23 protein-coding genes are annotated in these 26,008 nt (G+C 72.4%); 13 read left to right on the top strand and 10 right to left on the bottom strand.

Annotated elements, in window-relative coordinates:
- The first annotated feature begins 10 nt into the window (after positions 1–10).
- The 4 genes from dmpH (at position 11) to dmpG (ending at position 3,286) form a co-directional block, all read left to right on the top strand.
- Complete coding sequence (dmpH, locus tag AACH11_RS16805) at positions 11–799, top strand: 2-oxo-3-hexenedioate decarboxylase (RefSeq protein WP_341375407.1); 789 nt, start codon at positions 11–13, stop codon at positions 797–799.
- Positions 800–912: 113 nt separating this feature from the next.
- The gene (locus AACH11_RS16800; protein WP_341375406.1) at positions 913–1,104 is read left to right on the top strand and encodes a 2-hydroxymuconate tautomerase; all 192 of its coding nucleotides are present in this window, start codon (positions 913–915) and stop codon (positions 1,102–1,104) included.
- 25 nt (positions 1,105–1,129) lie between these two features.
- Entirely contained in the window at positions 1,130–2,065 is a 936-nt protein-coding gene (locus AACH11_RS16795; protein WP_341375405.1) for an acetaldehyde dehydrogenase (acetylating), read from the top strand.
- Positions 2,066–2,185: 120 nt separating this feature from the next.
- Positions 2,186–3,286 carry a 4-hydroxy-2-oxovalerate aldolase gene (gene dmpG, locus AACH11_RS16790; protein WP_341375404.1) on the top strand — a complete coding sequence of 367 codons (1,101 nt, stop codon included), beginning with the start codon at positions 2,186–2,188 and terminating at the stop codon, positions 3,284–3,286.
- On the opposite strand, the gene glpK is transcribed toward dmpG, so the two are convergent.
- Positions 3,268–4,770 (bottom strand): glycerol kinase GlpK, encoded by a 1,503-nt coding sequence (glpK, locus tag AACH11_RS16785; protein ID WP_341375403.1) that lies wholly within the window; start codon positions 4,768–4,770, stop codon positions 3,268–3,270. The two genes, dmpG and glpK, sit on opposite strands and share 19 nt — an antisense overlap.
- 10 nt (positions 4,771–4,780) lie before the next feature.
- Positions 4,781–5,581, bottom strand: a complete 801-nt coding sequence (locus AACH11_RS16780) for a DeoR/GlpR family DNA-binding transcription regulator (protein ID WP_341375402.1) — start codon at positions 5,579–5,581, stop codon at positions 4,781–4,783.
- Between the two features lie 261 nt (positions 5,582–5,842).
- On the opposite strand from AACH11_RS16780, the gene glpD reads away from it, so the two are divergent.
- From glpD to AACH11_RS16745, 7 genes are all read left to right on the top strand, one after another.
- A complete protein-coding gene (gene glpD, locus AACH11_RS16775) occupies positions 5,843–7,477 on the top strand; it encodes a glycerol-3-phosphate dehydrogenase (protein WP_341375401.1) in 1,635 nt (544 codons plus the stop codon).
- An 82-nt stretch (positions 7,478–7,559) separates the two neighbouring features.
- Positions 7,560–8,531, top strand: coding sequence for a TRAP transporter substrate-binding protein (locus AACH11_RS16770; protein WP_341375400.1), 972 nt, complete (start codon positions 7,560–7,562; stop codon positions 8,529–8,531).
- A 25-nt stretch (positions 8,532–8,556) separates the two neighbouring features.
- Positions 8,557–9,087 carry a TRAP transporter small permease gene (locus AACH11_RS16765; RefSeq protein WP_341375399.1) on the top strand — a complete coding sequence of 177 codons (531 nt, stop codon included), beginning with the start codon at positions 8,557–8,559 and terminating at the stop codon, positions 9,085–9,087.
- Entirely contained in the window at positions 9,084–10,388 is a 1,305-nt protein-coding gene (locus AACH11_RS16760) for a TRAP transporter large permease (RefSeq protein WP_341375398.1), read from the top strand. Before AACH11_RS16765 ends, AACH11_RS16760 begins: the two co-directional genes overlap by 4 nt.
- Positions 10,389–10,503: 115 nt before the next feature.
- Positions 10,504–12,921, top strand: a complete 2,418-nt coding sequence (locus tag AACH11_RS16755) for a glycoside hydrolase family 31 protein (protein ID WP_341375397.1) — start codon at positions 10,504–10,506, stop codon at positions 12,919–12,921.
- A gap of 151 nt (positions 12,922–13,072) precedes the next feature.
- Positions 13,073–13,720 carry a hypothetical protein gene (locus AACH11_RS16750; protein WP_341375396.1) on the top strand — a complete coding sequence of 216 codons (648 nt, stop codon included), beginning with the start codon at positions 13,073–13,075 and terminating at the stop codon, positions 13,718–13,720.
- 184 nt (positions 13,721–13,904) lie between these two features.
- Positions 13,905–14,771, top strand: coding sequence for a hypothetical protein (locus AACH11_RS16745; protein WP_341375395.1), 867 nt, complete (start codon positions 13,905–13,907; stop codon positions 14,769–14,771).
- 19 nt (positions 14,772–14,790) lie between these two features.
- Here the strand turns inward: AACH11_RS16745 and AACH11_RS16740 are convergent, their stop codons facing one another.
- Together AACH11_RS16740 and AACH11_RS16735 are read right to left on the bottom strand one after the other, a co-directional pair.
- Entirely contained in the window at positions 14,791–15,627 is an 837-nt protein-coding gene (locus AACH11_RS16740) for a hypothetical protein (RefSeq protein ID WP_341375394.1), read from the bottom strand.
- Positions 15,620–17,809 (bottom strand): putative bifunctional diguanylate cyclase/phosphodiesterase, encoded by a 2,190-nt coding sequence (locus AACH11_RS16735; protein WP_341375393.1) that lies wholly within the window; start codon positions 17,807–17,809, stop codon positions 15,620–15,622. The genes AACH11_RS16740 and AACH11_RS16735 overlap by 8 nt, the downstream gene beginning before the upstream one ends.
- A 174-nt stretch (positions 17,810–17,983) precedes the next feature.
- Here AACH11_RS16735 and AACH11_RS16730 point away from each other — a divergent pair, with 174 nt between their 5' ends.
- The gene (locus AACH11_RS16730) at positions 17,984–19,078 is read left to right on the top strand and encodes a helix-turn-helix domain-containing protein (protein WP_341375392.1); all 1,095 of its coding nucleotides are present in this window, start codon (positions 17,984–17,986) and stop codon (positions 19,076–19,078) included.
- Here the strand turns inward: AACH11_RS16730 and AACH11_RS16725 are convergent.
- The gene (locus tag AACH11_RS16725) at positions 19,011–19,502 is read right to left on the bottom strand and encodes an energy transducer TonB family protein (protein ID WP_341375391.1); all 492 of its coding nucleotides are present in this window, start codon (positions 19,500–19,502) and stop codon (positions 19,011–19,013) included. The genes AACH11_RS16730 and AACH11_RS16725 overlap by 68 nt on opposite strands.
- 203 nt (positions 19,503–19,705) lie before the next feature.
- Here AACH11_RS16725 and AACH11_RS16720 point away from each other — a divergent pair, with 203 nt between their 5' ends.
- Complete coding sequence (locus AACH11_RS16720) at positions 19,706–20,710, top strand: plasmid replication/partition related protein (protein WP_341375390.1); 1,005 nt, start codon at positions 19,706–19,708, stop codon at positions 20,708–20,710.
- Positions 20,711–20,771: 61 nt separating this feature from the next.
- On the opposite strand, the gene AACH11_RS16715 is transcribed toward AACH11_RS16720, so the two are convergent.
- The 5 genes from AACH11_RS16715 to AACH11_RS16695 all read right to left on the bottom strand — a co-directional run bounded on the left by AACH11_RS16715 (position 20,772) and on the right by AACH11_RS16695 (position 25,972).
- Entirely contained in the window at positions 20,772–21,731 is a 960-nt protein-coding gene (locus AACH11_RS16715; RefSeq protein WP_341375389.1) for an alpha/beta hydrolase family protein, read from the bottom strand.
- 359 nt (positions 21,732–22,090) lie between these two features.
- Entirely contained in the window at positions 22,091–23,047 is a 957-nt protein-coding gene (locus AACH11_RS16710; protein ID WP_341375388.1) for a sugar ABC transporter substrate-binding protein, read from the bottom strand.
- Between the two features lie 99 nt (positions 23,048–23,146).
- Positions 23,147–24,556: an NAD(P)/FAD-dependent oxidoreductase gene (locus tag AACH11_RS16705; protein WP_341375387.1), complete on the bottom strand. Its 1,410-nt coding sequence runs from the start codon at positions 24,554–24,556 to the stop codon at positions 23,147–23,149.
- A gap of 6 nt (positions 24,557–24,562) precedes the next feature.
- Positions 24,563–24,874 (bottom strand): MocE family 2Fe-2S type ferredoxin, encoded by a 312-nt coding sequence (locus AACH11_RS16700; RefSeq protein ID WP_341375386.1) that lies wholly within the window; start codon positions 24,872–24,874, stop codon positions 24,563–24,565.
- Positions 24,875–24,961: 87 nt separating this feature from the next.
- Positions 24,962–25,972: a sterol desaturase family protein gene (locus AACH11_RS16695; RefSeq protein WP_341375385.1), complete on the bottom strand. Its 1,011-nt coding sequence runs from the start codon at positions 25,970–25,972 to the stop codon at positions 24,962–24,964.
- Positions 25,973–26,008 lie beyond the last annotated feature (36 nt).

Below are 26,008 nucleotides of genomic sequence, written 5' to 3'. Positions count from 1 at the left end.
GGAGCCCGCCATGGCCCTGACCGCCGACACCATCGCCGCCCTCGCCGCCCATCTGGATGCCTGCCAGACCCAGGTGCGCGACACACCCAAGATCACCGACGAGCACCCTGAGATGGACTGGCAGGACGCCTATGCCATCCAGGCCGAGCTGCTGCGCCTGAAGCTCGCCCGCGGCCGTCGCGTGGCGGGCCTGAAGGCCGGCCTGACCTCGTTCGCCAAGATGAGGCAGATGGGGGTCACCTCGCCCGTCTTCGGCTGGATGACCGACGACTACGCCGTGCCCGAGGGCGGCGAGGTGCGCACCGCCGAGCTGATCCACCCCAAGGTCGAGCCCGAGATCGCCTTCGTGCTGAAGAAGCCGCTGAAGGGCCCGGGCTGCCACATCGCCGCCGTGCTGGAGGCCACCGACTTCGTGCTGCCCGGCATCGAGGTGATCGACAGCCGCTACCGTGACTTCAAGTTCGACCTCAAGAGCGTGATCGCCGACAACACCTCGGCCGCGCGCTTCGTCGTCGGCGGCCGACCGATGCGGCCCGAGGACTGCGATCTGCGCACCTGCGGCGTGGTGATGGAGAAGAACGGCGTGCCGGTGGCCTTCGGCGCCGGTGCGGCCGTGGTCGGCCATCCGGCCACCGCCATCGCGATGCTGGCCAACCACCTGGGCGAGCGCGGCCAGGAGATCCCGGCCGGCACGCTGATCCTGTCGGGCGGCATCACCGAGGCGGTGGCCGTCGAGGCCGGCGACAGCGTGCGCCTGCACGTGCAGGGCATGGGCTCGACCAGCCTGCGTTTCATCTGACGCGGCCGCACGGCTGACCCGGTCGGCCGGTCACGGCCCCGGACCCAGCCCGCCACAGGACCCTCATTTCGGCCGTCACTCCCATCCCGTACATCCCGCATCCCGGAGCCCCCATGCCATTCGCCCAAGTGTTCATGATCGAAGGTCGCACCGAAGATCAGAAGCGCGCCGTGATCGAGAAGGTCAGCGCCGCCCTGGTCGAGGCCACCGGCGCACCGAAGGAAGCCATCCGTGTCTGGATCCAGGAGGTGCCCAAGACCAACTGGGGCATCGCCGGCCAGACGGCCAAGGACCTGGGCCGCTGAGCCCGCACCGCACCAGGACGCTGACATGACCCGCAAGATCAAGTGCGCCCTCATCGGGCCCGGCAACATCGGCACCGACCTGCTGGCCAAGCTGCGCCGCAGCCCGGTGCTGGAGCCGGTGTGGATGGTGGGCATCGACCCGGCCTCCGACGGCCTGCAGCGCGCCCGCGACGCCGGCCTGAAGACCACCGCCGACGGCGTCGACGGCCTGCTGCCCCACCTGCGCGCCGACGGCGTGCAGATCGTCTTCGACGCCACCTCGGCCTATGTGCATGCCGAGAACTCGCGCAAGGTCAATGCCGAGGGCGCGCTGATGATCGACCTGACGCCGGCGGCCATCGGCCCCTACTGCGTGCCGCCGGTCAACCTGGCGCAGCACGTGGGCTCGGGCGAGATGAACGTCAACATGGTCACCTGCGGTGGCCAGGCCACGATCCCGATGGTGGCCGCCGTCAGCCGGGTGCAGCCGGTGGCCTATGGCGAGATCATCGCCACCGTCTCCAGCCGCTCGGTCGGCCCGGGCACGCGCAAGAACATCGACGAGTTCACCCGCACCACCGCGGGCGCGGTCGAGAAGGTGGGCGGCGCCAGGAAGGGCAAGGCCATCATCATCATCAACCCGGCCGATCCGCCGCTGATCATGCGCGACACCGTGCACTGCCTGATCGACGAGGCGGCCGGCGCGCCCGACCGCGCGGCCATCACCGCCAGCGTGCACGCGATGCTGGCCGAGGTGCAGCGCTACGTGCCCAGCTACCGCCTGGTCAACGGCCCGGTGTTCGACGGCCAGCGCGTGTCGGTCTTCCTGGAGGTCGAGGGCCTGGGCGACTACCTGCCGAAGTACGCAGGCAATCTCGACATCATGACCGCCGCCGCGGCCCGCACCGCCGAGCTCTTCGCCGAGGAGATCCTGGCCGGCCGCCTGCGCCTGGGCGCCGCCGCCGAGCCGCTGCCGGCCTGAGCGGCCGCCGCGCCACGGGCATCGCACGCCTTCGCCTGACCCCGCCCGACCCCGCCCGACCCGGCGCCGGGCCCCGCCGCCGTACCCCGGCATCCGTCACCGCATTTCGCCCGTCACACCATGGACCTGCAAGGCCGCCACATCACCCTCCACGACATGACCCTGCGCGACGGGATGCATCCCAAGCGTCACCTGATGACGCTGGCGCAGATGGTCGACATCGCCACCGGCCTGGACGCCGCCGGCGTGCCGCTGATCGAGGTCACCCATGGCGACGGCCTGGGCGGCGCCTCGGTCAACTACGGCTTGCCTGCCCACACGGATGAGGCGTATCTGGGCGCCGTGATCCCGCGGCTGACGCAGGCCAAGGTCAGCGCGCTGCTGATCCCCGGCATCGGCACCGTCGATCACCTGAGGATGGCCCACGGCCTGGGCGTGCACACGATCCGCGTGGCCACCCACTGCACCGAGGCCGATGTCAGCGAGCAGCACATCGGTGCCGCCCGGCAGCTGGGCCTGGACACCGTCGGCTTCCTGATGATGAGCCACATGGCCGGCCCGAAGCAACTGGTCGAGCAGGCCCGGCTGATGGAGGGCTACGGCGCGCACTGCGTCTACGTCACCGATTCGGCCGGCCACATGCTGCCCGAGGACGTCAGCGCCCGCATCGGCGCGGTGCGTGCGGCGCTGAAGCCCGAGACCGAGATCGGCTTCCACGGCCACCACAACCTGGCCATGGGCGTGGCCAACAGCGTGGCGGCCATCCGCGCCGGCGCCACCCGCATCGACGCGGCCGCGGCCGGGCTGGGCGCTGGCGCGGGCAACACGCCGCTGGAGGTGCTGGTGGCCGTGCTCGACCGCATGGGCCTGCACACCGGCGTCGATGTCTGGCGGATCCAGGACGTGGCCGAGGACCGGGTGCTGCCGATCATGGACTTCCCGATCCGCATCGACCGCGATGCGCTGACGCTGGGCTACGCCGGCGTCTACGGCTCGTTCCTGTTGTTTGCCAAGCGGGCGGCCGCCCGGTACGGCCTGTCGGCGCGCGACATCCTGGTCGAGCTGGGCCGGCGCAAGATGGTCGGCGGCCAGGAGGACATGATCGAGGACACCGCGCTGACGATGGTGCGCCAGCGCGAGGCGGCCGCCGCGACGGCCAGGGCGGCCACGGCGACTGTCAGCGCCGCCACGGCCCCGGACGCTCAGCGCGCCGTCGCCTGACGCACGGCATGCGCCCACTCGTCCATGCGCGCACGGGCCTGGGCGCGTGAGAGCGTGGGGATGAAGCGGCGGTCGACCTGCCACTGGGCCTGCAGCTCGTCGAGCCCGGCATAGACGCCGCAGCTCAGGCCGGCCAGATAGGCCGCGCCGAGCGCGGTGGTCTCGATCACCTTCGGCCGCACGACGGGGATACCCAGCAGATCGGCCTGTGTCTGCATCAGCAGGTCGTTGACGCAGGCGCCGCCGTCCACGCGCAGCTCGGTCACCGGGGCCGCGCCATGGGCCTGGGCGTCGCGGTTCATCGCCTCCAGCAGCGCCGCGCTCTGGAAGGCGATGCTGTCGAGCGCGGCACGCGCGATGTGGGCCACCGTGCTGCCGCGGGTCAGGCCGACGATGGCGCCGCGCGCCTCGGCATCCCAGTACGGTGCGCCCAGGCCGGTGAAGGCCGGCACCATGATGACGCCGCCGGCATCGGGCACGCTCTCGGCCAGGCGCTGCACCTCGTGGCTGGCGTCGATCGCGCGCAGGCCGTCACGCAGCCACTGCACGACCGCCCCGCCGATGAACACGCTGCCCTCGACCGCGTACTCGGCCGCCGGCCCCGGCTGGGCGGCGGCGGTGGTGATCAGGCCGTTGTCGCTGCGCGGCGCCTGGCTGCCGCTGTGCATCAGCATGAAGCAGCCGGTGCCGTAGGTGTTCTTGGCCAGCCCCGGGCGGAAGCAGGCCTGGCCGAACAGCGCGGCCTGCTGGTCACCGGCGATGCCGCCGATCGGCAGCGTCAACGTGCCGCCGTCGGGCAGGCGCAGCGTGGCATCGCCGAAATGGGCGCTGCTGGGGCGGACCTCGGGCAGCAGCGCGCGCGGGATGCGCAGCAGGGCCAGCAGCTCCTCATCCCACTGGCCAGCGTGGATGTCGAACATCAGCGTGCGCGCGGCATTGCTGACGTCGGTGGCATGCACGCGGCCCTGGGTCAGCTGCCAGACCAGCCAGCTGTCGACGGTGCCGAAGGCCAGCTCGCCGGCCTCGGCCTGGGCGCGCGCGCCGGGGATCGTGTCCAGCAGCCACTGCAGCTTGGTGCCGGAGAAGTAGGGATCGATGCGCAGCCCGGTCTTGCGCTGCACCAGCGCCTCGGCGCCCTCGGCGCGCAAGCGGGCGCATAGCGGCTCGGTGCGGCGGTCCTGCCAGACGATGGCGTTGTGCAGCGGCTCGCCGGTGTCACGCCGCCACAGCAGCGTGGTCTCGCGCTGATTGGTGATGCCGATGGCGCGGATGGCCTGCGGCGCGGCCACGCCGCGGGCCAGCACCTCGTCGAGCGTGGCGCGCAGCGAGGACCAGATCTCGCGCGGGTCGTGCTCGACCCAGCCGGGCTGCGGGTAGATCTGGCGGAACTCCCGCTGGGCCTGGGCCAGGATGCGGCCGTCGGCATGGAACAGGATGCTGCGCGAGCTGGAGGTGCCCTGGTCCAGGGCGAGCAGGCAGGTCATGATCGTCTCCTCATTCGGGTCGTTCGGTGCGGGCGGCAGCCGCCGGCGCATCGGCCACCAGACACTCGACGCCCGCCTCGGCCAGCAGCGCGCCGAAGCCTCCGGGCGGCGGCTGGTCGGTGCAGATCAGGTCGATCTCGTCGAGGCGGGCCAGGTGGACCATCGCCGGGCGGCCGAACTTGCTGTGGTCGGCCGCCATCCACACCTGGCGCGACTGGCCGATGATGGCGCGCGCCACCATCACCTCGCGCAGGTCGTAGTCGCGCAGGCTGCCGTCGTCCTCGATGCCGCTGATGCCGATCAGGCCGATGTCGACGCGGAACTGGCGGATGAAGTCCATCGTCGCCTCGCCGACGATGCCGCGGTCGCGCGCGCGCACCACGCCGCCGGTCACGATCACCTCGCAATCGGCGTTGTCGGCCAGGATGGCGGCCACGTTCAGGTTGTTGGTGATCACGCGCAGGCCCTTGTGGGCCATCAGCGCGCGGGCCACCGCCTCGGTGGTGGTGCCGATGTTGAGGATCAGCGAACTGCCGTCGGGCACGCGCTGGGCGATGGCCCGCGCGATCGCCGACTTGGCGTCGGCATGCAGCGCCTGGCGCTGGCGGTAGGCGATGTTCTCGGTGGTGGACGCCGGCAGCCGCACGCCGCCATGGAAGCGCGACAGCAGCCCGGCCTCGGCCAGGCGCTGCACATCGCGCCGCACCGTCTGCAAGGTGACGCCGAACTGCTCGGCCAGGGCCTCGACGCTGGCACTGCCGCGGGTGCGCACTTCGTCGAGCAGGGCGGTCTGGCGGGGATTGGGCGTCATGGCGGGGCAGCGGCGGGGCCGGTGCGCACCGGCCTTGAAAACGAACCGAAGCGAGCGTAAACGAAGCCTGTTGTCCGACAACGAGGGTAAACCCCGAGCAAAATGACAACGCTACCAGCGTAAAAAGGAAAAAGAAACGAACAGCTTCGATCAACAACCCGAACAGCAACGCGCTGCACCGGGCGCCGGGCCGAAGCACTCGTCCGATCTCATGCCCGGTGCGCCGATGCGCCCACCGCCCCCGCCCAGGAGCCTCCACCCGTGTCCGCACCGTCTCGTCCGGCCCCTGCCGACCCCGCCCTGCCCCTGCCGGCGGACACCGACGTGCTGGTCGTCGGCGGCGGCATCAACGGTGCCGGCATCGCGCGCGATCTGGCCGGCCGCGGCTGGCGTGTGACGCTGGTCGAGCAGGACGACCTGGCCTCGCACACCTCGTCGGCCTCGACCAAGCTGATCCACGGCGGCCTGCGCTATCTGGAATACCGCGAATTCGGCCTCGTGCGCAAGGCGCTGCAGGAGCGCGAGGTGCTGCTGCGCAGCGCGCCGCACATCATGTGGCCGCTGCGCTTCGTGATGCCGCACGACCCGGCCATGCGCCCGGCCTGGCTGATCCGCCTGGGCCTGTTCCTCTACGACCACCTGGCCCGGCGCGAGGTGCTGCCCGGCTCCACCGGCGTCGACCTGCGCCGCCATCCGGTGGGCGCGCCGCTGCAACCGCAGTGCACGCGCGGCTTCATCTATTCCGATGGGTGGGTGGACGATGCCCGCCTGGTGGTGCTCAACGCGATGGACGCGGCGGAGCGCGGCGCCCGGGTGTCGACGCGCACCCGCTGCATCGATGCCCAGCGCCAGGCCGACCACTGGCAGGCCCGGCTGCAGACGGCCGACGGCCAGATCCACACGCTGCGAGCCCGCGCGCTGGTCAACGCCGCCGGCCCCTGGGCCGAGCAGTTCCTGCGCGGCGTGGCCCGGCCGGCGGCCGGCGAGACGCTGGCCACCAAGAGCCTGCGCCTGGTCAAGGGCTCGCACATCGTCGTGCCGCGCTGCTTCGAGCACGACCACGCCTACATCTTCCAGAACCCCGACAAGCGCATCATCTTCGCCATCCCCTACGAGCGGGACTACACGCTGATCGGCACCACCGACGAGGAGCTGCACGGCGACCCGCGCGGCGCCGCCATCTCGCCCGCGGAGATCGACTACCTGTGCACCCAGGCCAGCCGTTATTTCCGCCGCCCGGTGCAACGCTCGGACGTGGTCTGGACCTATGCCGGCGTGCGGCCGCTGCTCGACGATGCCTCGGGCGATCCGTCGGCCGTCACCCGCGACTACCTGCTGGAGACGCAGAACCAGGGCGGCGCACCGCTGCTGAGCGTGTGGGGCGGCAAGATCACCACCTTCCGCAAGCTGGCCGAGGATGCGGCCACCGAGGTCGGCCGCCTGCTGGGCGAGCCGCGCAGCGCCTGGACCGGCCAGGCCAGCCTGCCCGGTGGCGATCTGTCGGCCTGGATCGGCGCCGCCCGCCGGCCGGACACCGATTTCGAGCGTTTCGTCAGCGCCCTCGGCGCCCGTCATCCGTGGCTGCCGGCCGCGCTCGTCCGCCGCTGGGCCCGCGCCTACGGCAGCCGGGTCGAGACGCTGATCGGCGAGGCCGCTGCACTGGCCGATCTGGGCCCCGAGATCGCCCCCGGCCTGCACGAGGCCGAACTGCACTACCTGCACGACCATGAATGGGCCCGCAGCGCCGACGACATGCTGTGGCGCCGCAGCAAGCTCGGCCTGCACCTGCCGCGCGAGGCCCATGCGGCCGTCACGCGCTGGTTCGCCGCAGGCGCGGCGCGTGCCGGCGCCACACCCACCGGCGGCTGTGCGCAGCCCCAGGCCGCCCTGCCCTGAGCCGGCGCGCGCCGCCACCCCGATCCCGCCGATCCCGACCCCGAACGCCCGGCCCACGGGCACCCTGCCAGAGGAGACCACCATGAGCACCTTCACCCGCCTGACCACCGCCCTGCTGCTGGCCGGCCTGAGCGCCACCGCCGCACAGGCCGCCGAGACGATGCGCCTGGCCCACGGCCTGAACGACAAGCACCCGGTGCACCAGGCCATGCTGCGCTTCGCCGAGCTGGTCAAGAAGAAGACCAACGGCCAGATCGAGGTGAAGGTGTTCGCCAACGGCACGCTGGGCCAGGAGCGCGAGACGCTGGAGCAGGTGCAGAACGGCGTGCTGGAGATGACCAAGGCCAGCGGCTCGCCGCTGGAGACCTTCGCGCCCGAGTACAAGATCTTCAACCTGCCCTTCGTGTTCCAGAGCAAGGAGCACTACTACAAGGTGCTGGACGGCCAGATCGGCCAGTCCATCCTGGAGGCCTCGCGCAGCCGCGGCTTCATCGGCCTGACCTTCTACGATGCCGGCTCGCGCAGCTTCTACGCCAAGAAGCCGATCAACACGCCCGACGACCTGAAGGGCCTGAAGATCCGCGTGCAGCAGAGCCCGACGACGATCAAGATGATCCAGGCCCTCGGCGCCTCGCCCACGCCGATGGCCTGGGGCGAGGTCTATCCGGCCCTGCAGTCGGGCGTGGTCGACGGCGCCGAGAACAACGTCACCGCGCTGACCACCGGCCGCCACGGCGAGGTGATCAAGAACTTCTCGATCACCGAGCACCAGATGGTGCCGGACGTGCTGGTGGTCTCGGCCGCCAAGTGGGACAGCCTGTCCAAGCCGCTGCAGGAGGCGATGCGCGCCGCCGCCCGTGAGTCCTTCCTGTACCAGCGCAGCCTGTGGACCGTGGCCGAGCGCACCGAGGCCGAGGCCGCGCAGAAGCTGGGCGTGAAGTTCAACACCGTCAACAAGGCGCCGTTCATCGCCAAGGTCAAGCCGATGATGGACGAGGAGCGCAAGAACGCCCGCATCGCCGGCCTGCTGGACCAGATCGCTGCCCAGCGCTGATCCTGCGCCCACTGTCCGTGGAGTCATGATGCTCATCGTGCGCCGCCTGATCGACCGCCTGTTGCAGGCCGGTCTGATCCTCAGTTTCACCGTGCTGTCGGTCTGCGTGATCTGGCAGGTCTTCAGCCGCTACCTGCTGGGCAACCCCTCGACCTGGACCGAGGAGACCTCGCGCTTCGCGGTGATCTGGCTGAGCCTGCTGGGCACCGCCTACGGCTGCGGCCGCATGGAGCACATGGCCTACGACATGCTGCGCGAGAAGCTCTCGGGCGACGCGCTGCTGACGCACATGCGTGCGGTGGCGGCCTGCGTGCTGGCCTTCTCGGCCGCCGTCTTCGTCTACGGCGGCGCCCGGCTGGTGCTGCGCGCCGGCGAGTTCGGCCAGCTGTCCTCGACGCTGGAGGTGCCGATGAGCTGGGTCTACGCCTGCATCCCGATCGCCGGCGTGTGCATGGTGTTCTACCAGATCGCCATCCTGGTCGACCCGGCCGCCTTCCGCCATGCCGACGAGGTCGAGCAGGCGCTGGACCATGCCAACAAGGAGCTGCCGGCATGACCGCGCTCATCATCCTCGCGGTGGTCTTCACCGCGCTGCTGGTCTTCGGCGTGCCGGTGAGCTTCTGCATCGGCATCGCCACGCTGCTGGCGCTGTTCACCGTCACCCCGACGATCGACACCGCGCTGATCGTCTCGGCCCAGCGCGTGGCCTCCAGCCTGGACAGCTTCACGCTGGTGGCCATTCCGCTGTTCATCCTGGCGGGCACGCTGATGAACACCGGCGGCATCGCACTGCGCCTGATCGATCTGGCCAAGGTGCTGGTGGGCTGGCTGCCCGGCTCGCTGGCGCAGATCTCGGTGGTGGCCAACGCGCTGTTCGGCGCCATCTCCGGCTCGGCCGTGGCCAGCGCGGCCAGTGTCGGCGCCACGCTGTCGCCGCTGCAGCGCCAGGCCGGCTACAACATGCCGATCTGTGCGGCGGCCAACGTCGCGGCCTCGCCCTGCGGGCTGCTGATCCCGCCCTCGGGCGCGCTGATCGTCTACTCGCTGATCTCGGGCGGCACGCCGATCGACGTGCTGTTCGTCGCCGGCTACATCCCGGGCATCCTGATGGCGGCCTCGGTGATGATCTGGCTGCACATCATCGCCCGGCGCGGTGAGCTGCCGGCCGACATCCAGCGCTACACGCTGAAGGAAGCGGCCGTCATCTTCTGGCGCGCGCTGCCGGCACTCGCCATGGTGGTCATCATCATGGGCGGCATCGTGGCCGGCGTCTTCACCGCCACCGAGGCCGCGGGCGCGGCCGCGCTCTACACGCTGATCCTGGCCCTGATCTACCGCAGCCTGACGCTGAAGAAGCTGCTCGACGCGATGCTGGGCGCGGCCGTGGGCACCGCGGTGGTGATGCTGATGGTCGGCGTGTCGATGACGATGTCCTGGCTGCTGGCCAGCACCGGCGCGGTGACGATGATCGCCGACGCGATCACCGGCTTCTCCGACAGCCCCTGGGTGCTGCTGCTGCTGTTCAACGTGCTGCTGCTGCTGCTGGGCACCTTCCTGGACATCACGCCCGGCCTGCTGATCCTGACGCCGATCTTCCTGCCGGTGGCGATGAAGCTGGGCATCTCGCCGGTGCACTTCGGCATCATCATCACCTTCAACCTGTGCATCGGCATCGCCACGCCGCCGGTGGGCAGCACGCTGTTCGTCGCGGCGCGGGTGGCCAAGGTCTCGCTGACCGAACTGACGAAGCCGCTGCTGCCGATGTTCGCCTTCATGATCGCCGCGCTGATGCTGGTCACCTACGTGCCCGCACTGTCGCTGTGGCTGCCGCAGGTGCTGCTGGGCAAGACCGGCTGACAGCCCTCCGGCGCGCCGGCACCTGACGTCCGGCGCACCCCCTCCTTCCGACCCTCGACACGCGCGGCCCGAGCGCCGCCGTGCCGCCCGTACCCGACCGCACCGAGCTCTCCCCATGCGTCTCGACCGTCCGCCCCGCTTCAGCCGCGATGCTGCCCGCAGCAGTGCCCATCACCACGTGCTGCGTGCCGACATCGGCCCGGCCGAGGCCCATGTCTGGGTGCTGGAGGAGGACATCGTCCGCCTGATGGTGCTGCCCGACGGCCTCGTGCACGAGCCACGCACCTGGGCCATCGCCCCCGGCCTGGCCGAGCTGCCGCCCGAAGGACGCGACCGCCAGGACCTGAGCGGCTTCAGCCTGCCCGCCCACACGCTGATCGCGCGCGACGGCGAGCTGTGCATCCGCACCCGTGACCTGGAGCTGACGATCACGCTCGACGGCCTGCGCTGCCGCTGGCTGGTGCGCCAGGGCACCGACTGGCTGCCGGCCGCCGAGGACCGCGCCACCCAGGCCTGGAACTTCGGCTGGTGGGACGAGCGCGTCTACCACTACCTGGCGCGCCACCGCGACGAGCAGTACTTCGGCCTCGGCGAGCGCGCCGGCAGCGCCGACCGCCACGGCCAGCGCTACCGCATGTGCAACCTGGATCCGATGGGCTACGACGCCCGCAGCACCGATCCGCTGTACAAGCACATACCGTTCTACCTGAGCCGTCGGCGCAGCAGTGGCGCGTGCATCGGCCTGTTCTACGACACCCTGGCCGAGTGCACCTTCGACATGGGCCGGGAGATGGACAACTACCACGGCCACTACCGCCACTTCGTCGCCGAGCACGGTGACCTCGATCTCTACATGATCGGCGGCCAGGGCCCGGCCGACATCACCGCCCGCTACACCTGGCTGACCGGCCGCCCGGCCTTCATGCCCAAGTGGTCGATCGGCTATTCGGGCTCGACGATGAGCTACACCGATGCGCCCGATGCCCAGGCGCGGATGCAGGAGTTCCTCGACCGCTGCGCCGAGCACGACATCCCCTGCGACTCCTTCCACCTGTCCTCGGGCTACACCTCGATCGACGGCAAGCGCTACGTCTTCCACTGGAACCGGGAGAAGTTCCCTGATCCGGCCGCGTTCGTGCGCAGCTATCTGGACCAGGGCGTGCGCCTGTGCGCCAACATCAAGCCGGCCCTGCTGCACGACCACCCGCGCTTCGCCGAGGCCGCCGCGGCCGGCCTGCTGGTGCAGGATGCGGACGGCCAGCCCACCGCCGTGCAGTTCTGGGACGACACCGGCGCCTACCTCGACTTCACCAACCCGGCCACGCTGGACTGGTGGAAGGCGCGCGTGACCGAGGCCCTGCTGGAGCCCGGCATCGCCTCGACCTGGAACGACAACAACGAGTACGAGATCTGGAGCCCGCAGTCGCGCATCCACGGCTTCGGCCAGAGCCGCCCGGCCATCGAGCTGCGCCCGCTGCAGACGCTGCTGATGATGCAGGCCTCGCAGCAGGCCCAGCAGGCCCATGCGCCGGACGAGCGGCCGTGGCTGATCTCGCGCTCGGGCGCACCGGGCATGCAGCGCCATGTGCAGACCTGGTCGGGCGACAACTACACCAGTTGGGACACGCTGCGCTGGAACATCCGCATGGGCCTCGGTCTGGCGGTCAGCGGCGTGTCCAACACCGGACACGACATTGGCGGCTTCTCCGGCCCGGCGCCCGAGCCCGAGCTGCTGCTGCGCTGGGTGCAGCACGGCATTTTCCTGCCGCGCTTCTCCATCCATTCGTGGAACGACGACCGCACCGTCAACGAACCCTGGATGTACCCGCAGATCACGCCGATGATCCGCGCGCTGATCGCGCTGCGCGTGCGGCTGACGCCTTATCTGTACCAGCTGCTGTGGCGCTCGCACAGCGCCTACGCGCCCATCATCCGGCCGACCTTCCACGATTTCCCGGCCGACGCGCAGTGCTGGGAGGAGAACGACGACATGCTGCTGGGCGCCGACCTGCTGGTGCCCTCGGTGGTCGAGCCCGGCGCCACCACCCGCCGTGTCTGGCTGCCGGCCGGCGCCGACTGGTGCGACTTCTGGAGCGGCCAGCGCCATGCCGGCGGCCAGTGGATCACGCTGGACGCGCCGCTGATGAGCGATCGCCCGCCGCTGCTGGCGCGCGCCGGCAGCGCCATCCCGCTGAACGTGGCGCAGGCGCATTTCGCCCGTCAGGACGATGCGCGTGGCTTCCAGGTCTTCCCGCCGGCACACGGTGAGGCCGTGTCCGAGTGCTTCGAGGACGACGGCCACAGCACGGCCTGGTCCCGCGGCGCCCACGGCTTCTGGCGTCTGGGCCAGGAGGCGACGGCCGACGCGCTGAGGCTGACGGTCGGGCGCGTCGGCCCGACGCCGCCCGCGGCCACGCCGCTGCAGCTGCGGGTGCCGCAGGCCGATGGCCGGACGCTGGCGATCACCGGCGCCCGCGTGCTCGACGAGGCCACCGACGGCGGCTGGCGCGTGCTGACGGTGCAGCCGGACTGAGGCCGGCAACACGGCCTGCAACACGGCAGGCACCGGCAGGCACCGGCCGCATGGACGCTCCGCAAAAGCGGAGCGAGGAGTCGGACACATCCGGCGCACACCGGAAAGGGTATAAACTGTTTATACCTTTTTCAGCCGTGAGGTGTTCTCCATGTCGCAACGCCGTTCTGCCCCTGCCGAGTCCGCTCCGTCCGTCGCGCTGACCCCGGCCGCCCAGGCCGCCGCGGCAGCCGCCACCTCGGCGGCCGAGACCGCCGTCGCGGCCCAGCCGCTGAAGACCGCCAAGGCGGCCAAGACCCCGAAGGCGGCCAAGGCCGATGTGCCCGCCGCGCCCGCGGCCAAGCCGGCCAAGGCGCAGAAGCCCGCCAAACCGGCCAAGGCCACCAAGCCGGTGAAGGCACCCAAGGCCACCGCCGCCGAGCCGCCGCCGGCCAAGGCCGACAGGCCGGTCAAGGTCGAGAAGGCCCCCAAGGGGGTCAAGGCCGACAAGATCGAAAGGACCGAGAAGATCGAGAAGGCGGACAAGCCCGTCAAGGCGCCGAAGGAGGCCAAGGCCGCCAAGCCCGCGCCCAAGCTGCGGGCCAAGCCGGTGCGCGACAGCTTCACCATGCCCGAGGCCGATTTCAGCCTGATCGACACGCTCAAGGCCCGTGCACTGTCCCAGCAGCGCGTGGTCAAGAAGAGCGAGCTGCTGCGCGCCGGTCTGCACGCGCTGGCCGCGCTCGAGACCGGCGCCCTGGTCGGCGCGCTCAACGCACTGGAGCCGGTCAAGCTCGGCCGCCCGCGCGCCGAGGACTGACCTCCGCCAGCGGCCGGCTGCCCGCCGGCCTGTTGCGCAGGGCCGGGCCGATCCCCGCCGACGGTGGATCCGCCCGTCCCGCCACCCTGTCGACGGCGCGCCTCCCCGCGGCGCCCGTGCCCCTCAGGTCGCAGGTGTTCGCGGCCTGCCTTCCACCGCCGTACCGGCTCCGGAGAGACCTGCCATGGACGGGATGCCCGATTCCGCCACCGCCACGCTGTGGTGGTGGTGGACCCTGCGCACGATCGCGCTGCTCAACATCGTCGCCTGGCTGGTGCTGGCGCGCTGGCTGTGGCGCGTGCGCGCCCACTGGCCGCCCGACGACTGGGCCCACGGCCGCGCCCAGTGGCTGCTGGCCGGCGGCTATGTGCTGGGCTGCGCCTGGCGCTCGCTGCTGCCGGTGTTCGACGTGCCGCGCATCGTGATGGTCGACAGCGTGCTGTCGAGCGTGCTGGTGGGCCGCAGCGTGGCCACCGTGGCCGAGCTGTGCTTCGCCGCGCAGTGGACGCTGCTGCTGCGCCAGGCCGCCCGTCTGACGGGTCATGTCGGCGCCCGCCGGCTGTCACGGGCCGTGCTGCCGCTGATCGCCACGGCCGAGCTGTGCAGCTGGCATGCGGTGCTGACCACCGCCAACCTCGGCCACGTGATCGAGGAATCGCTGTGGGCGCTGACGGTGGGCGCCATCGTCGCGCTGCTGCCGGCGCTGTGGCCGCAGGTCAGCGCCGGGCTGCGCCGGGTGCTGGCCCTGTGGGGCGTGGCCGGCGCGGCCTATGTCGGCTACATGGTGGCGGTGGACGTGCCGATGTACTGGGCCCGCTGGCAGGCCCAGCGGGCGGCCGGCCATGCGCCGCGCGAGCTGGAGGCCGGCGTGATCGACGCCGCCTCGCGCTGGACCGTCAGCCACGACTGGTCGATCTGGCACACCGAGGTCGGCTGGATGACGGCCTACTTCAGCGTCGCCGTCTGGCTCAGCCTGGGCCTGGTGGCCGCGGCCCGACCGGGGCCTGCGGGCGCCCCCACCGGCGGCGCCCGGCCGGACGGCCGGGGCTGAACCGCCAGCGGCGCGCCGGTCAGGCCGGCGAGCGCGCCGGGCGCGGGCGCCGCACCGCCGCCGTCACCCCGGCCAGCAGCAAGGCCAGGCCGGCCAGCGCCAGGCTGTCGGGCACCGGGATGGCCGCCACCCGGACCCCGTCGAGCAGCACGAAGGGCGGCAGGCCCGTGCCACTGCCCACGGCCAGGAAGCTCAGCATCTCGCTGGGTGCCGTGGCCTCGAAGCGCAGCGTCTGCAGCATCCAGCCCGAGAAGTAGCCATTGTCGGCGGTGGCGTACACCTGGGCGCTGTGGCCCAGCACCGCGTCGTCCAGACCGATCGTCCAGTGGCCGGCCACCGCCTGCACATCGCCGGCCAGATCCTGCTTGCCCATGGCCTGCCAGAAGCTCAGCGCATAGGACTGGCCGGGCTCCAGCCCGTCCAGCCGCGTCAGCAGCGGTCCGAAGTTGTAGTAGTCGGTGTCGGTGGCCAGAAAATTGCCGCCGTCGGGGCTGATCGACGCCGCGATCAGATGCACCGGACCCCCGGCCCCGAAGATGCCCCCGGTCGCCAGACCCAACATCGTGGACGAGGAGACGAAGGTGTAGCCCGAGGCCGTGGTCCAGCCGCTCAGGTTGTCGGTCACGCGCGCCGGGGCGTCCGCGATCTGCTCGAACGAACCGTTGGTCACCAGCAGCGCGGACGCCGTCCACGGCGCGGTGGCGGCCAGCACGCCGGCCAGCAGCCGCAGGCCGCGGCCCACGGTCGGGCGGACGAGCGGCGGCCCGAGGGCGGCGGTGCCGCCGGATCGGGCCTCGCAAGGCCGGTGGGTATCGGTGTGGGGGGCGGTGTGGGGTTCCGTCTGACGGTCAGGCATGGCCGATCTCCTCGATACGGGCAGGGGGGGAAACCAGGGCCGGAGCCGGCGGGACGGGCGCGGCCGCGGCGCTTCGCCGCCCGCCCTCGTAGGCCGCGGACCAGACCTCGAAGGCCGCCGGCGGCATGGCCCGCGCATGCAACCAGCCCTGCTGCAGGTCACAGCCGAGCGCGGCCAGGACGGCGGCCTGGGCGGCCGTCTCCACGCCCTCGGCCACCACCTCGCGGCCGAGGGCGTGCGACAGCCGCAGCACGGCCTCCAGCACCGCCCGGGCCTGCGGGTCGGTGGCGATGTCGACCACCAGACTGCGGTCGAGCTTGACCTGCTGGGCCGGCAGCCGGCGCAGCTGCGCCAGGCTGGACCAGCCGGTGCCGAAGTCGTCGATCGAGATCCACACGCCCGCGTCGACCAGGTCCTGCAGCTGCTGCTGCTCGCCCGGGGCGTACTCCATCATCGCCGTCTCGGTGATCTCGAGGACCAGCCGGCCGGGCGGAATGCGGTGCGTGTCCAGCTCGGCCAGCACGCGCTGGGCGAAGTCCGGCTGGCGCAGCTGCTGCGGCGACACATTGATCGCCAGCCGCCAGGGTCGGCCCTGGGCCACCCAGTGGCCCAGCAGCGCACAGGCCTGTTCCAGCACCCACTGACCGATGGCGCCGATCATGCCGAAGCGCTCGGCCACCGGGATGAAGTCGGCCGGGCTGATCATGCCGCGCTGCGGATGGCGCCAGCGCAGCAGCACCTCGACGCCGTGGATGCCGGCATCGGCCGTGCGCAGCTTGGGCTGCACCTGCAGGCTGAACTCGTCACGGGCCAGCGCCTGGCGCAGGCCCTGCTGCAGATCGACCTGTGCGCCGGCACCCTCGATCATGCGCGGCTCGAAACGCCGCCAGGTGCTGCCGCCGCTGCGCTTGGCCTCGTACATCGCCGCATCGGCATGGGTCGCCAGCTGCTCGGCCGTGCCGTCCTCGGGATGCAGGGCCAGGCCGATGGAGGCCGACAGCGTGATCTCGTGCTCCTCCGCCCGGATCGAGGCCCCCAGCGCCTGCAGCAGCCGCTCGGCCAGCTGCGGCGCCCGCTGGGCGACGTCCGGGCCTTCGAGCAGCACGACGAACTCGTCACCGCCCAGCCGCGCCAGCGTGTCCCGGTCCTGCAGCGGCGCGGCCAGACGCCGCGCGACCACGCGCAGCACCGCATCACCCACCGCATGCCCCCAGGTGTCGTTGACCGGCTTGAAGCCATCCAGATCGACGAACAGCACGGCCAGCGGCAGGATCTGGCCGCCGGACGGCGCCAGCGCCGCGCGGCTGAGGCGATCGGTGAACAAGGCCCGGTTGGGCAGGCCGGTCAGCGGATCCTGGAAGGCCAGGCGGTGCAGCTCGGCATTGGCGTTCTGCAGATCGGTGTTGGCCTGCTGCAGCGATTCACGCAGGCGGCGCTCCGCGCTGTGACGCCGCGCATCGTTGACCGAGGTGGCCAGGGCCACCCCCAGCAGCAGCAGCGAGCCGGTGCCGATCAGCGCCAGCATGCCCTGGCCCCGCAGGCCGTCCTGGCTCAGGCAGACCGCACCCACCGGCAGCTGCACCGCGGCCATGCCGGTGTAGTGCATGCCGGCGATGGCCGCCCCCATCACCACCGAGGCCACCAGCTGCACCGCCAGCCGTTCGCGGCCACGGTAGCGCCGCATCAGCATCACGATGGCCAGCGCCGCCGCCGAGGCCACCCAGGCCACCAGCACCGAGGCCAGCACCAGCGCCCGGTCCCAGACGATGCCCGGCAACAGCACCAGGGCGTCCATGCCGATGTAGTGCATGGCGCTGATGGCCGTGGCCATGGCCGTGGCCCCGCCGACCAGGACCCAGCCCCCCAGACGGTCGCGCCGCGCCATCGCCAGGGCGATGCCGCCGGCCAGCACCGCGGCCAGCCAGGACAGCAGGGTCGCGCGCGGCGCGAAGCCCAGCGGAATGCCGGCCTCGAAGCCGAGCATGGCGACGAAGTGCATCGACCACACGCCGGTGCCCAGCGCCAGCGCGCCACCGATCAACCACAGGCGGGCGATGTGGGGTTCATTGCCGCGCATGCGCCGCGCCAGATCCAGCGCCACATAGGACGCGCAGGTCGCGATCACACAGGAGGCCAGCACCGCGAGCGGGTCGTGGTGCGTGGAAAGCAGGGCAGACGCCATGCGCAGATATCGGCCCGCCGCCGGCGAGGTTGAGCGGCCAGCGGGCAAGTCCCGATGCGGTGCGCGGGCCGTCTCGGGATGATCCGCGCCCGGCGCGCTGCTTGCTTGCGCGTCCCCCCGATGCCGTCACCGCCTGCCCTGCCGCTCCTGTCGCCCGGAACCGCCCCCGGCCCCGTGCCCGTCGCACCGCCCGGGTGCGGCACACGCACGGTCGCGTGGCGCTGCGCCCAGCACCGGGCCGACACGCTGGAAGACCACCTCGAACGCCTGGGCGACTGGCAACTGGACTACCAGCAGCTGGGCCGCGGCCGCTTCCACGGCCGCCTGACCGAGCTGCGCGTGCCGGGCCTGCAGGTCTTCGCCGAGCACACCAGCCATGCGCTGCGCCAGCGCGGCCTGCTGGGCGCCGACAGCCTGGGCCTGGCGCTGCGGCCGCGGGCAGCCACGGCCGCCCCCGCGAGCCTCAGCCAGAACGGCTGCCCGGTGCGGGCCGACGAGCTGCTGGCCGTGCACGACGGCGAGGTCGACCTGCGCACACCCGACGACTGCCTGCTGCTGGGCGTGGTGGCCGAGACCGCCGCACTCGATCGGCACTTGGCCCGCCACGGCCTGGACCGGCAGGACCTGCCGGCCCTGCGCCCCGGCACCGTGGCCCCGGTCAGCGTGCCGCCGGCCACGCGCGAGCACCTCCAGCGCGTGCTGTGGCAGGCCCTGACCGGCCTGCAGCCGATGGCCGATGCCGATGCGGACACCGCGCCCGGCCCGGTGGGCGCGCCGCAGGCCGAGGCCGTGTTCGACGCGCTGTGCGACGCGCTGCTCGGCCTGAGCGTGCCGCAGGAGCTGCCGCGTGGCCGTGCGCGGCAGGATCTGGTCGACCGCGCCACCGCCTGCATGCTGGCGCAGATGCACGAGGACCAGGGCCCGCAGCTGGGCGCCATCGCCGCGCGGCTGGGCGCCAGTCCGCGCACGCTGGCCTATGCCTTCGACCAGGTGCTGGGCCTGTCGCCGATGCAGTACCTGCGCACGCTGCGGCTGAACCTGGCGCGGCGCGCGCTGGTGCGCCGTCGCGCCGACGAGTCGATCTACGACATCGCCACCCGCCACGGCTTCTGGCACTTCGGCCGCTTCTCGGGCGACTACCGCCGTCAGTTCGGCCAGAGCCCGTCGCAGACGCCGCAGCGCGATGCGCGGACGGCACCGCTCAGGGCTGCCAGCTCTCCCGCGCGGCGCCCATCGACTTCGGCAGGTGCACCGGCAGCACCAGCGTGACGGCCTGAGGCGCGGTCTGCGGTGCGATCACCGGCGGTGCGAAGCGCATCGCCCGCGCGAAGTGCATCACCTCGCGGTCCATGTCGGGATTGCCGCTGGACGTGTGCAGCCGCACCTTCTGCACCTCGCCGACGGCCGTCACGTGCACGTACAGCAGCGCCGGGCCGATGATGCGGCCGTCGGCCCGGCTCGACGGGACCCGCAACGGCGGCTGCTCGACCATCGTCAGCTGCTCCAGCACCACGGCCGTCTCGGGCCAGGCGGACGGCGCTGCCGCGGGGGGGGCCGGAGCCGGGGCCACCACCGCTGCCGCCGACGCCCCCTCGCCCTGCGGCGCCACCGCACATCCCCCGAGCGAGAGCAGCAGAGCCAGGGCGGAGACAACGGGCCGGATCGTGGACGAACGTGCCAACAGCAGCATCATGACAAAACAGAAATGAGAATTGAACTCATCCATGTTATGTCGTTCGCCGCCATCGTCACATCCCCACGACAGTGCAGGCCCGCGGCCCGGCACCCGGGACTGCCTAGAATCGCGCCCCTTCGCCGTCCGCGCGCCCGGGCGGCCGCCTGCCGCGCCGCGCGCGCCGGGCGTTCCGGCGCCCAGCCCTACCGACCGCCGCCCGCATGAACATCGACGTCCGCGAAGACCTCAAGGCCTACATCGACCCCCTGACCCCCGAGGAATACGAGGCGCTGGAACGCAGCCTGCTGGCCGAAGGCTGCCGCGACGCGCTGATCCTGTGGGGCGATGTGCTGGTCGACGGCCACAACCGCTACGCGCTGTGCCAGAAGCACGGCCTGCCCTTCCGCACCCAGCAGCACCCGGGCCTGCACTCGATCGAGGACGTGCACCTGTGGATGATCGACCAGCACCTGGGCCGGCGCAGCGTCAGCGTCTACCAGCGCGGCGTGCTGGCCCTGCGCAAGCGCGAGATCCTCGGCGCCCGCCGCGCCCGCGCCCGGGAAGAGGCCGGCCTGCCGCCTGAGCCGTCCGAGGACACGCCCGCAGCCGGCGGCCTGAAGCTGGCCAGCGGCGCCGGCTCGGCCGCGGGCCTGCCGGCTGAGGCGCCGGCCGCCGGGACCGCCGGGGCCGCCGGGCCGGACACCCCGCCCTGGGCCGACGGCAGCACCGATGCCACCGTCGGATCCACCACGGGATCGGCCGCCGGCACGCCCGCCACCGAGGACGACGAGGCCGCGGGCGATGCCCTCGACACCCGCGAATCGCTGGCCCGCGCCGCCCGCCTGAGCAGCGCCCAGGTGGCCCAGATCGAGAAGATCCAGCAGCACGCCACGCCCGAGCTGCTCGCCGCCGTGCGCGCCGGTGACGTGTCGATCAGCGCCGCCGCCACGGTGGCCACGCTGCCGGCCGAGCAGCAGGTCGAGGCGGTGCAGGGCGGCAAGGTCGCGCTGCGCGAGGCCGCCAAGAAGGTGCGTGACGGCAAGCGCAAGCCGAAGGGCGACAAGGCGGACCCGGCCGATGCAGCCGACCCGGCCGGCGACGCCGCCCAGACCGCCGCGGTGATGGCCGCGCTGCGCGAACAGGTGGCCACGCTGAATGCCGAGAACACGCAGCTGAAGGCCGAGGTCGCGCGCCTGGAGGCGCAGCTGCAGCAGCTGCAGGGCTGATCCACGCCGCGCGGCGCCGCCGTCCGCGGCGCGCCGTGGCCGTGCGCCGCCGCGATACCGCTCAAGGCGCCGCGGCGCCCTGCGGGAAGAGCGTGCGCAGGAAGTCCTGCACCCGGGGTGTCCAGCCGGCCATGTCCTGGTCGATGCCGCGGTGGCCATCCTCACCCGAGGGCGGCAGTTGCTCGAACCGGGCCGGGGCGCCGCCGGCCGTCCACGCCGCATGCCACTGGCGCGGCACATCCGCTCCCCAGTAGCGGTCGTTGACCCAGTACAGCCACAGCATCGGCACCTGCGCGGTGGCCGCCAGGCGCTGCCACAGCGCGCCGATGCGTTCGGGCTGGCAGGGCCGGCCCGGATTGAGCCGGGGATCGCCGCCACTGCCCCCCGACAGATTGATGCCACCGACCAGGCCGTCCGGCGCGGCCGCCACCGTGGCCACCGCCGTCTGTCCGCCCACCGACTGGCCCATCACCACCCAGCGCCGGGCATCGATCCACGGCAGCTCGCGCGCCAGCGCCACCGTGGCCAGCACCTGGTGGACGGCCGCCGCGTGCATGGGCTCGACCTGGCGGTCACGGCAGGGGCCGCTGGCCTCGGGGTCGAAGTCACCGTAGGTCTCGCCATAGCCCACGCGCGTGGGCACCATGACGACGAAGCCCTGGCCGACCAGCCAGCGCGCCAGGGCCTCGGGCCGCATGCGGCCCTGGACGGCCCGCGTCTGCTGTGGCGCACGGCCGTGGTTGAACACCAGCAAGGGCCGCGGCGCCTCGCCCGGCGGGCGGTAGACGGTGACGGCGATCGTGTGCGTCTCGCGCCGGCCCTGCAGATCCTGCACGGTGACGGCGAGCGGCAACACCGTCTCGCGCAGATCGGCGGCCAGGAGACGGACCGCGGCCCGGGCCGCCGGTGGGCCGTCGGCGTGGCGCTCGGCCGGACCTTGGGACCGCGCCGGCACGGGCGCACCGAGCCAGACGAGGGCGCACAGCGCGAGCACCGGACAGCGCGGACGGGCAACGGGCATGACGGACCCCGGGCAGTGACGATGCCGGGTTGTACCGGATCCGGCGGGCTGCGGCTGCGGCTGCGGCTGCGGCTGCGGCTGCGGCTGCGGCTGCGGCTGCGGCTGCGGCCAGCCCGGCCGCAGCGCTGCGGGCCCACCGGCCCGACGGGACCGGCCACCGTGGAAAACCCGGGCCGGTGCGTTCGGACGCGGCGCGTGTGGGTTCCACGCACCGCACGCACCGGCCCGGCACAAGCCTCACGCCTCACGCCTCACGCCGCACACGGCGCACGGCACAGGCCGGACCTGGCCGTGGCCGGTCCGGACAGCCCCTCAGGACATCCGTTGTGGTCGTCCGCCGATGTCGTCCGTCAGGGACGTCAGTTGCGCCCCATGTAGCGCGCCATGTTCTCCGGCGTGACCAGCTCGAAGGGCACGTTGACGAACTTGTCGACCGGCTGCCTGCGGCTGAGCTTCAGCGCCGCGTCGAGCGCGCCCTGGCCCTGGGCCGCGGCGTTCTGGAACACGCTGACCTTGAGCTCGCCGGCCTTCATCGAGGCCAGCGCGTCCGGCGTGGCATCGATGCCGGCGACCACCACGTTGGGCGTCAGCTTGCGCGCCGCCTTCAGGGCGTTGAGCGCACCGAGCGCCATCTCGTCGTTGTTGGCGACGATGGCGTCGAAGCGGGTGCCGGCGGTCAGCCAGTTGGTGGCGATGTCCTGCGCCTGGGTGCGGCTCCACTTGCCCTCGCGCTTGTCGACGACCTTCAGGCCTTCGCAGCCCGGGCTGCCGGCCACCTTCTCGACCGCATCGGTGCGGGTGCGGGCGGCCTCGTGCACCAGGTCGCCCATCAGCACCAGGACCTGGCCCTTGCCCTTCAGCAGCTTGCAGACCTGCTGCGCCTGCACCGTGCCGCCGACGCGCTCGTCGCTGGCCACCACCGAGACGCCGGCCGGCAGGCGGTCGAAGTCCGAGGGCTTGAGGTTGACGTAGACCAGCGGCACCTTGGCCTCGGTGGCCATCTTCGTCATGCGCGGCGTGGCATCGGTGTCGACGGCCTGCACGATGATGGCGTCGAACTTCTGCGCGATCATGTTCTGGATCTGGCTGAGCTGGTTGCCGACGTCGGACTTCGCATCCTCGAACTGCACGGTCACCTTGCCGCCGGCCGCCTTGTGCGCGGCCTCGTCGATGCCCTTGCGCAGCAGGGTGCGGAAGGTGTCGTTGTAGTCGACCATGGTGACGCCGATCTTCTGCGCCTGGGCGGCGGGCGCCGCGACGAGCGCGGTGCTGCCGATCAGCGCGGACAGGGCGAGGTTCAGGGTGGTGGCGCGCATGGTGTGTCTCCTTCGTGGGTGGGGGCGCGGGAAGGGCGGCCGCATCGAGGCGGCCGTCAGGGAACGCAGGTCAGGGAACGCTGGTCGGGGCCGCGTGGATCAACGCGGCCACAGGCTCTTCAGCGGCACGGCCGCATCGGCCAGCACGGCGGGATCGGGGCGGATGCCGGCGTCCATCAGCCGCTCCAGCAGCCGGATGTCACGGGCGATGGCCTGGCCCGGCGCCAGCCCGGCCGCCGCGGCCAGACGGCCCTCGCCATCGAGCTGCAGCAGCAGCGTGGCGCCGGGCCCGGACGGCCGCTCGATCCAGGGCCGGTCGGCCTCGGGCCGGCCCGCCACCTGCAGGCCGTGGCCCAGCTGATCGGACCAGAACCACGGCCGCTGCACCAGGGGCGCGGCCTCGCCCAGCATCGCGCCGGCCGCGTGCACGCCCTGCTCGCGGGCGGCGCGCCAGCTCTGCGAACGCTGCGGCGCCGTGTCCGGCGCGGTCTGCACGGCGGCGCAGTCACCGGCGGCGAACACCGTCGGATCGGCCGTGGCCAGGCGGGCATCGACGACGATGCCGTCCGCGCAGGTCAGGCCGGCCGCCTCGGCCAGCGCGGTGGCCGGCTGCACGCCGATGGCCGCCAGCACGCAGGCCGCCGGCAACTGCCGGCCGTCGCGCAGCTGCACGCTGTCGGCCGTCACCGCCTCGACCGCCGCGCCGGTGATCACCTGCACGCCGGCCGCCTCGTGCAGGGCCTGCAGGCGGCGGGCCAGCGCGGCGGGCACGACCCGGCCCAGCAGCACGGGCCCGGTCTCGACCACGGTGACGCCCAGGCCCAGGCCGCGCAGCAGCGCCGCGCTCTCCAGCCCGATCAGGCCGCCGCCGACGATCACCGCCTGCGGGGCGGAGGCGGATGTGGGAGCAGCGTTGGCGTCGGCCGCGAAGGCGAGCGCGGACCTTGGGGCGGAGCTGGCGTCGGCCGCGGACGCAGGGGCGAATGCGCGTGACGCCGCCGCCGCGAGGGATGCGGAGGCCGCGACCGCCGCGGCAGCCGATGTGCCCGCCGCGCCACCCGACAGCGCCCGTGCCGCCTCGAACAGGGCCTGCGCATCGGCCAGCGTGCGCAGCACCCGGGCCCGCGCGCCGCCGGGCACGGCCAGCGGCCGCGGCACCGCGCCGGTGGCCAGCAGCAGGCGATGCCAGCGCAGGCGGCGCCCATCGGCCAGCCGCAGCGTGCGCGGGCCGCGGTCGATCGCGGTCACGGCCGTGCCGAGCTGCAGCGTGATGCCGGCCTCGGCCAGCTGCGCCGTCTCGGCCATCGGCCGCCACGGCGTGCCGTCGTCCGCCGGCTTGGACAGCGCGGGCCGCTCGTAGGGGCCGACCGGCTCCTCGCCGATCAGCACGATGCCGTGGGGCCAGCCGCGCTGGCGCAAGGTCAGCGCGGCCAGCGCGCCGCATTCACCGGCACCGACGATGACCATCGGGTCGGCGGCAGCGGACGGCGGCAAGGGGGCGGTGTCCATGGCGGCTCAGACCTCGATCTGCACCAGACCGTCCGCGCAGCGCGCCGGCCAGGTGCGCAGGTTGCGGCAGGCCGGCATGCGCGTGGCCTCGCCGCTGCGGTAGTCGAACTCGCCGCCGTGCTTCGGGCATTCGATGGCGTAGTCCATCACCAGGCCGTCGGCCAGATGCACGGCCTCGTGGGTGCAATGGCCATCGGTGCAGTAGTAGTCGTCGGCCGGGCCGCGGTAGACGGCATAGCTGCGGCCGGCGTGGTCGAGACGGCGCACGCTCTCGGCGTCCATCTCGGCGGCCGGGCAGACGGTGATCCAGTCGGGCATGGGAATGTCTCCTTGTTCTGACGGTCAGGTTGAGGCTTGCGCAAGCCGCGGCCCGGTCGGGGCCGCACGCCCCGGCCTCGCGGCGGCTCAGGACGAGGCCGTGTTCATGCGCTCGCGCTTGCGGCGGAAGCGTTCCTGCATGCGGGCTTCGCCCTCGGGCGAGCCGTCGTGCCAGGAGCCGGTCCAGACGTCCAGCGGCAGCACGCCGTTGTCGCAGTAGTTCACGTCGAAATGCTTGTGGTGCAGGTAGTGGGCATAGGCGCTGGTGTCCATCAGCGGACGGCCGTCGGCGCCGAACGCCAGCTTGTCGAAGCCGATGTGGCCGACCACCGCACCGAAGCCGGCCAGATGGAAGAACCAGACCGCCAGGAAGGGATGGCCGGCCATCACCAGCACCCAGGCGGCGACACCGAAATACGCCAGGCTCTCGACCGGATGCATGGACAGCGAGGACCACGGCGACGGGTTGACCGAGTTGTGGTGCACCGCATGCACCCAGCGGTACAGCGGCCCCCAGTGGATCGCACGGTGGATGACGAAGAAGTGCGCCTCGTGGATCACCGGCGCCAGCGCCACCAGGGCGATGATCTGCCCGGGATGGCTGTCCCAGTCCCGCTGCGCGATCCAGCCGTTCGCATAGCCCCACAGCAGCGCGACCTCGATGGCGGTGCCGATGGGCACCGAGATCAGCAGCGTGCGCAGCGCGTTGTCCAGGTTCTGGCTGCGGAACCAGAACACGTCGGACGGCTGCTCGGCCGGGAAGCGGCCGTTGTACTTGAAGCGCCGGTCCTGTGCCCGGCGGTGGTACCAGCGCCACTCGATGGCACCGTAGAACAGCGCGATGCCCATCATGTTGGCCACCAGCAGCGGGCCGATCCAGCCGATGTCCAGCGTGCGGCGGGTGGCCTCGTCGGGGATCAGCCAGCGCCACCACAGCAGCGCACTGGCCAGGAACAGCGCGTTCCACGGCCACAGGTAGCCGATCAGCCACGACAGTGCGCGGGCCGGCTGCGGCGGCCAGATCGGGGAGGCACGCAGCGCCGTGGCCGGAGCCCAGTCGCCGCGCTTGTTGCGGGTGCCGAATTGCAGATCGTCCATGATGGTCCAGGGGCAGGCGCGCCGGCTCGGATCCGA

This window comes from Pseudaquabacterium rugosum (assembly GCF_038066575.1).
Classification (GTDB): Bacteria; Pseudomonadota; Gammaproteobacteria; order Burkholderiales; family Burkholderiaceae_C; genus Pseudaquabacterium; species Pseudaquabacterium rugosum.
This window is presented reverse-complemented; position numbering and strand designations above follow the sequence as displayed.

Excerpts from the sequence above, each read along its gene's own strand:
- dmpH (WP_341375407.1), top strand. The coding sequence starts at position 11 with ATGGCCCTGACCGCCGACACCATCGCCGCCCTCGCCGCCCATCTGGAT.
- AACH11_RS16780 (WP_341375402.1), bottom strand. The coding sequence starts at position 5,581 with ATGACGCCCAATCCCCGCCAGACCGCCCTGCTCGACGAAGTGCGCACC.
- AACH11_RS16755 (WP_341375397.1), top strand. The coding sequence starts at position 10,504 with ATGCGTCTCGACCGTCCGCCCCGCTTCAGCCGCGATGCTGCCCGCAGC.
- AACH11_RS16760 (WP_341375398.1), top strand. The coding sequence starts at position 9,084 with ATGACCGCGCTCATCATCCTCGCGGTGGTCTTCACCGCGCTGCTGGTC.
- AACH11_RS16750 (WP_341375396.1), top strand. The coding sequence starts at position 13,073 with ATGTCGCAACGCCGTTCTGCCCCTGCCGAGTCCGCTCCGTCCGTCGCG.
- AACH11_RS16745 (WP_341375395.1), top strand. The coding sequence starts at position 13,905 with ATGGACGGGATGCCCGATTCCGCCACCGCCACGCTGTGGTGGTGGTGG.
- AACH11_RS16770 (WP_341375400.1), top strand. The coding sequence starts at position 7,560 with ATGAGCACCTTCACCCGCCTGACCACCGCCCTGCTGCTGGCCGGCCTG.
- AACH11_RS16725 (WP_341375391.1), bottom strand. The coding sequence starts at position 19,502 with ATGATGCTGCTGTTGGCACGTTCGTCCACGATCCGGCCCGTTGTCTCC.
- AACH11_RS16795 (WP_341375405.1), top strand. The coding sequence starts at position 1,130 with ATGACCCGCAAGATCAAGTGCGCCCTCATCGGGCCCGGCAACATCGGC.
- AACH11_RS16710 (WP_341375388.1), bottom strand. The coding sequence starts at position 23,047 with ATGCGCGCCACCACCCTGAACCTCGCCCTGTCCGCGCTGATCGGCAGC.
- AACH11_RS16705 (WP_341375387.1), bottom strand. The coding sequence starts at position 24,556 with ATGGACACCGCCCCCTTGCCGCCGTCCGCTGCCGCCGACCCGATGGTC.
- AACH11_RS16740 (WP_341375394.1), bottom strand. The coding sequence starts at position 15,627 with ATGCCTGACCGTCAGACGGAACCCCACACCGCCCCCCACACCGATACC.
- AACH11_RS16720 (WP_341375390.1), top strand. The coding sequence starts at position 19,706 with ATGAACATCGACGTCCGCGAAGACCTCAAGGCCTACATCGACCCCCTG.
- dmpG (WP_341375404.1), top strand. The coding sequence starts at position 2,186 with ATGGACCTGCAAGGCCGCCACATCACCCTCCACGACATGACCCTGCGC.
- AACH11_RS16735 (WP_341375393.1), bottom strand. The coding sequence starts at position 17,809 with ATGGCGTCTGCCCTGCTTTCCACGCACCACGACCCGCTCGCGGTGCTG.
- AACH11_RS16700 (WP_341375386.1), bottom strand. The coding sequence starts at position 24,874 with ATGCCCGACTGGATCACCGTCTGCCCGGCCGCCGAGATGGACGCCGAG.
- AACH11_RS16765 (WP_341375399.1), top strand. The coding sequence starts at position 8,557 with ATGATGCTCATCGTGCGCCGCCTGATCGACCGCCTGTTGCAGGCCGGT.
- AACH11_RS16800 (WP_341375406.1), top strand. The coding sequence starts at position 913 with ATGCCATTCGCCCAAGTGTTCATGATCGAAGGTCGCACCGAAGATCAG.
- glpK (WP_341375403.1), bottom strand. The coding sequence starts at position 4,770 with ATGACCTGCCTGCTCGCCCTGGACCAGGGCACCTCCAGCTCGCGCAGC.
- AACH11_RS16695 (WP_341375385.1), bottom strand. The coding sequence starts at position 25,972 with ATGGACGATCTGCAATTCGGCACCCGCAACAAGCGCGGCGACTGGGCT.
- AACH11_RS16715 (WP_341375389.1), bottom strand. The coding sequence starts at position 21,731 with ATGCCCGTTGCCCGTCCGCGCTGTCCGGTGCTCGCGCTGTGCGCCCTC.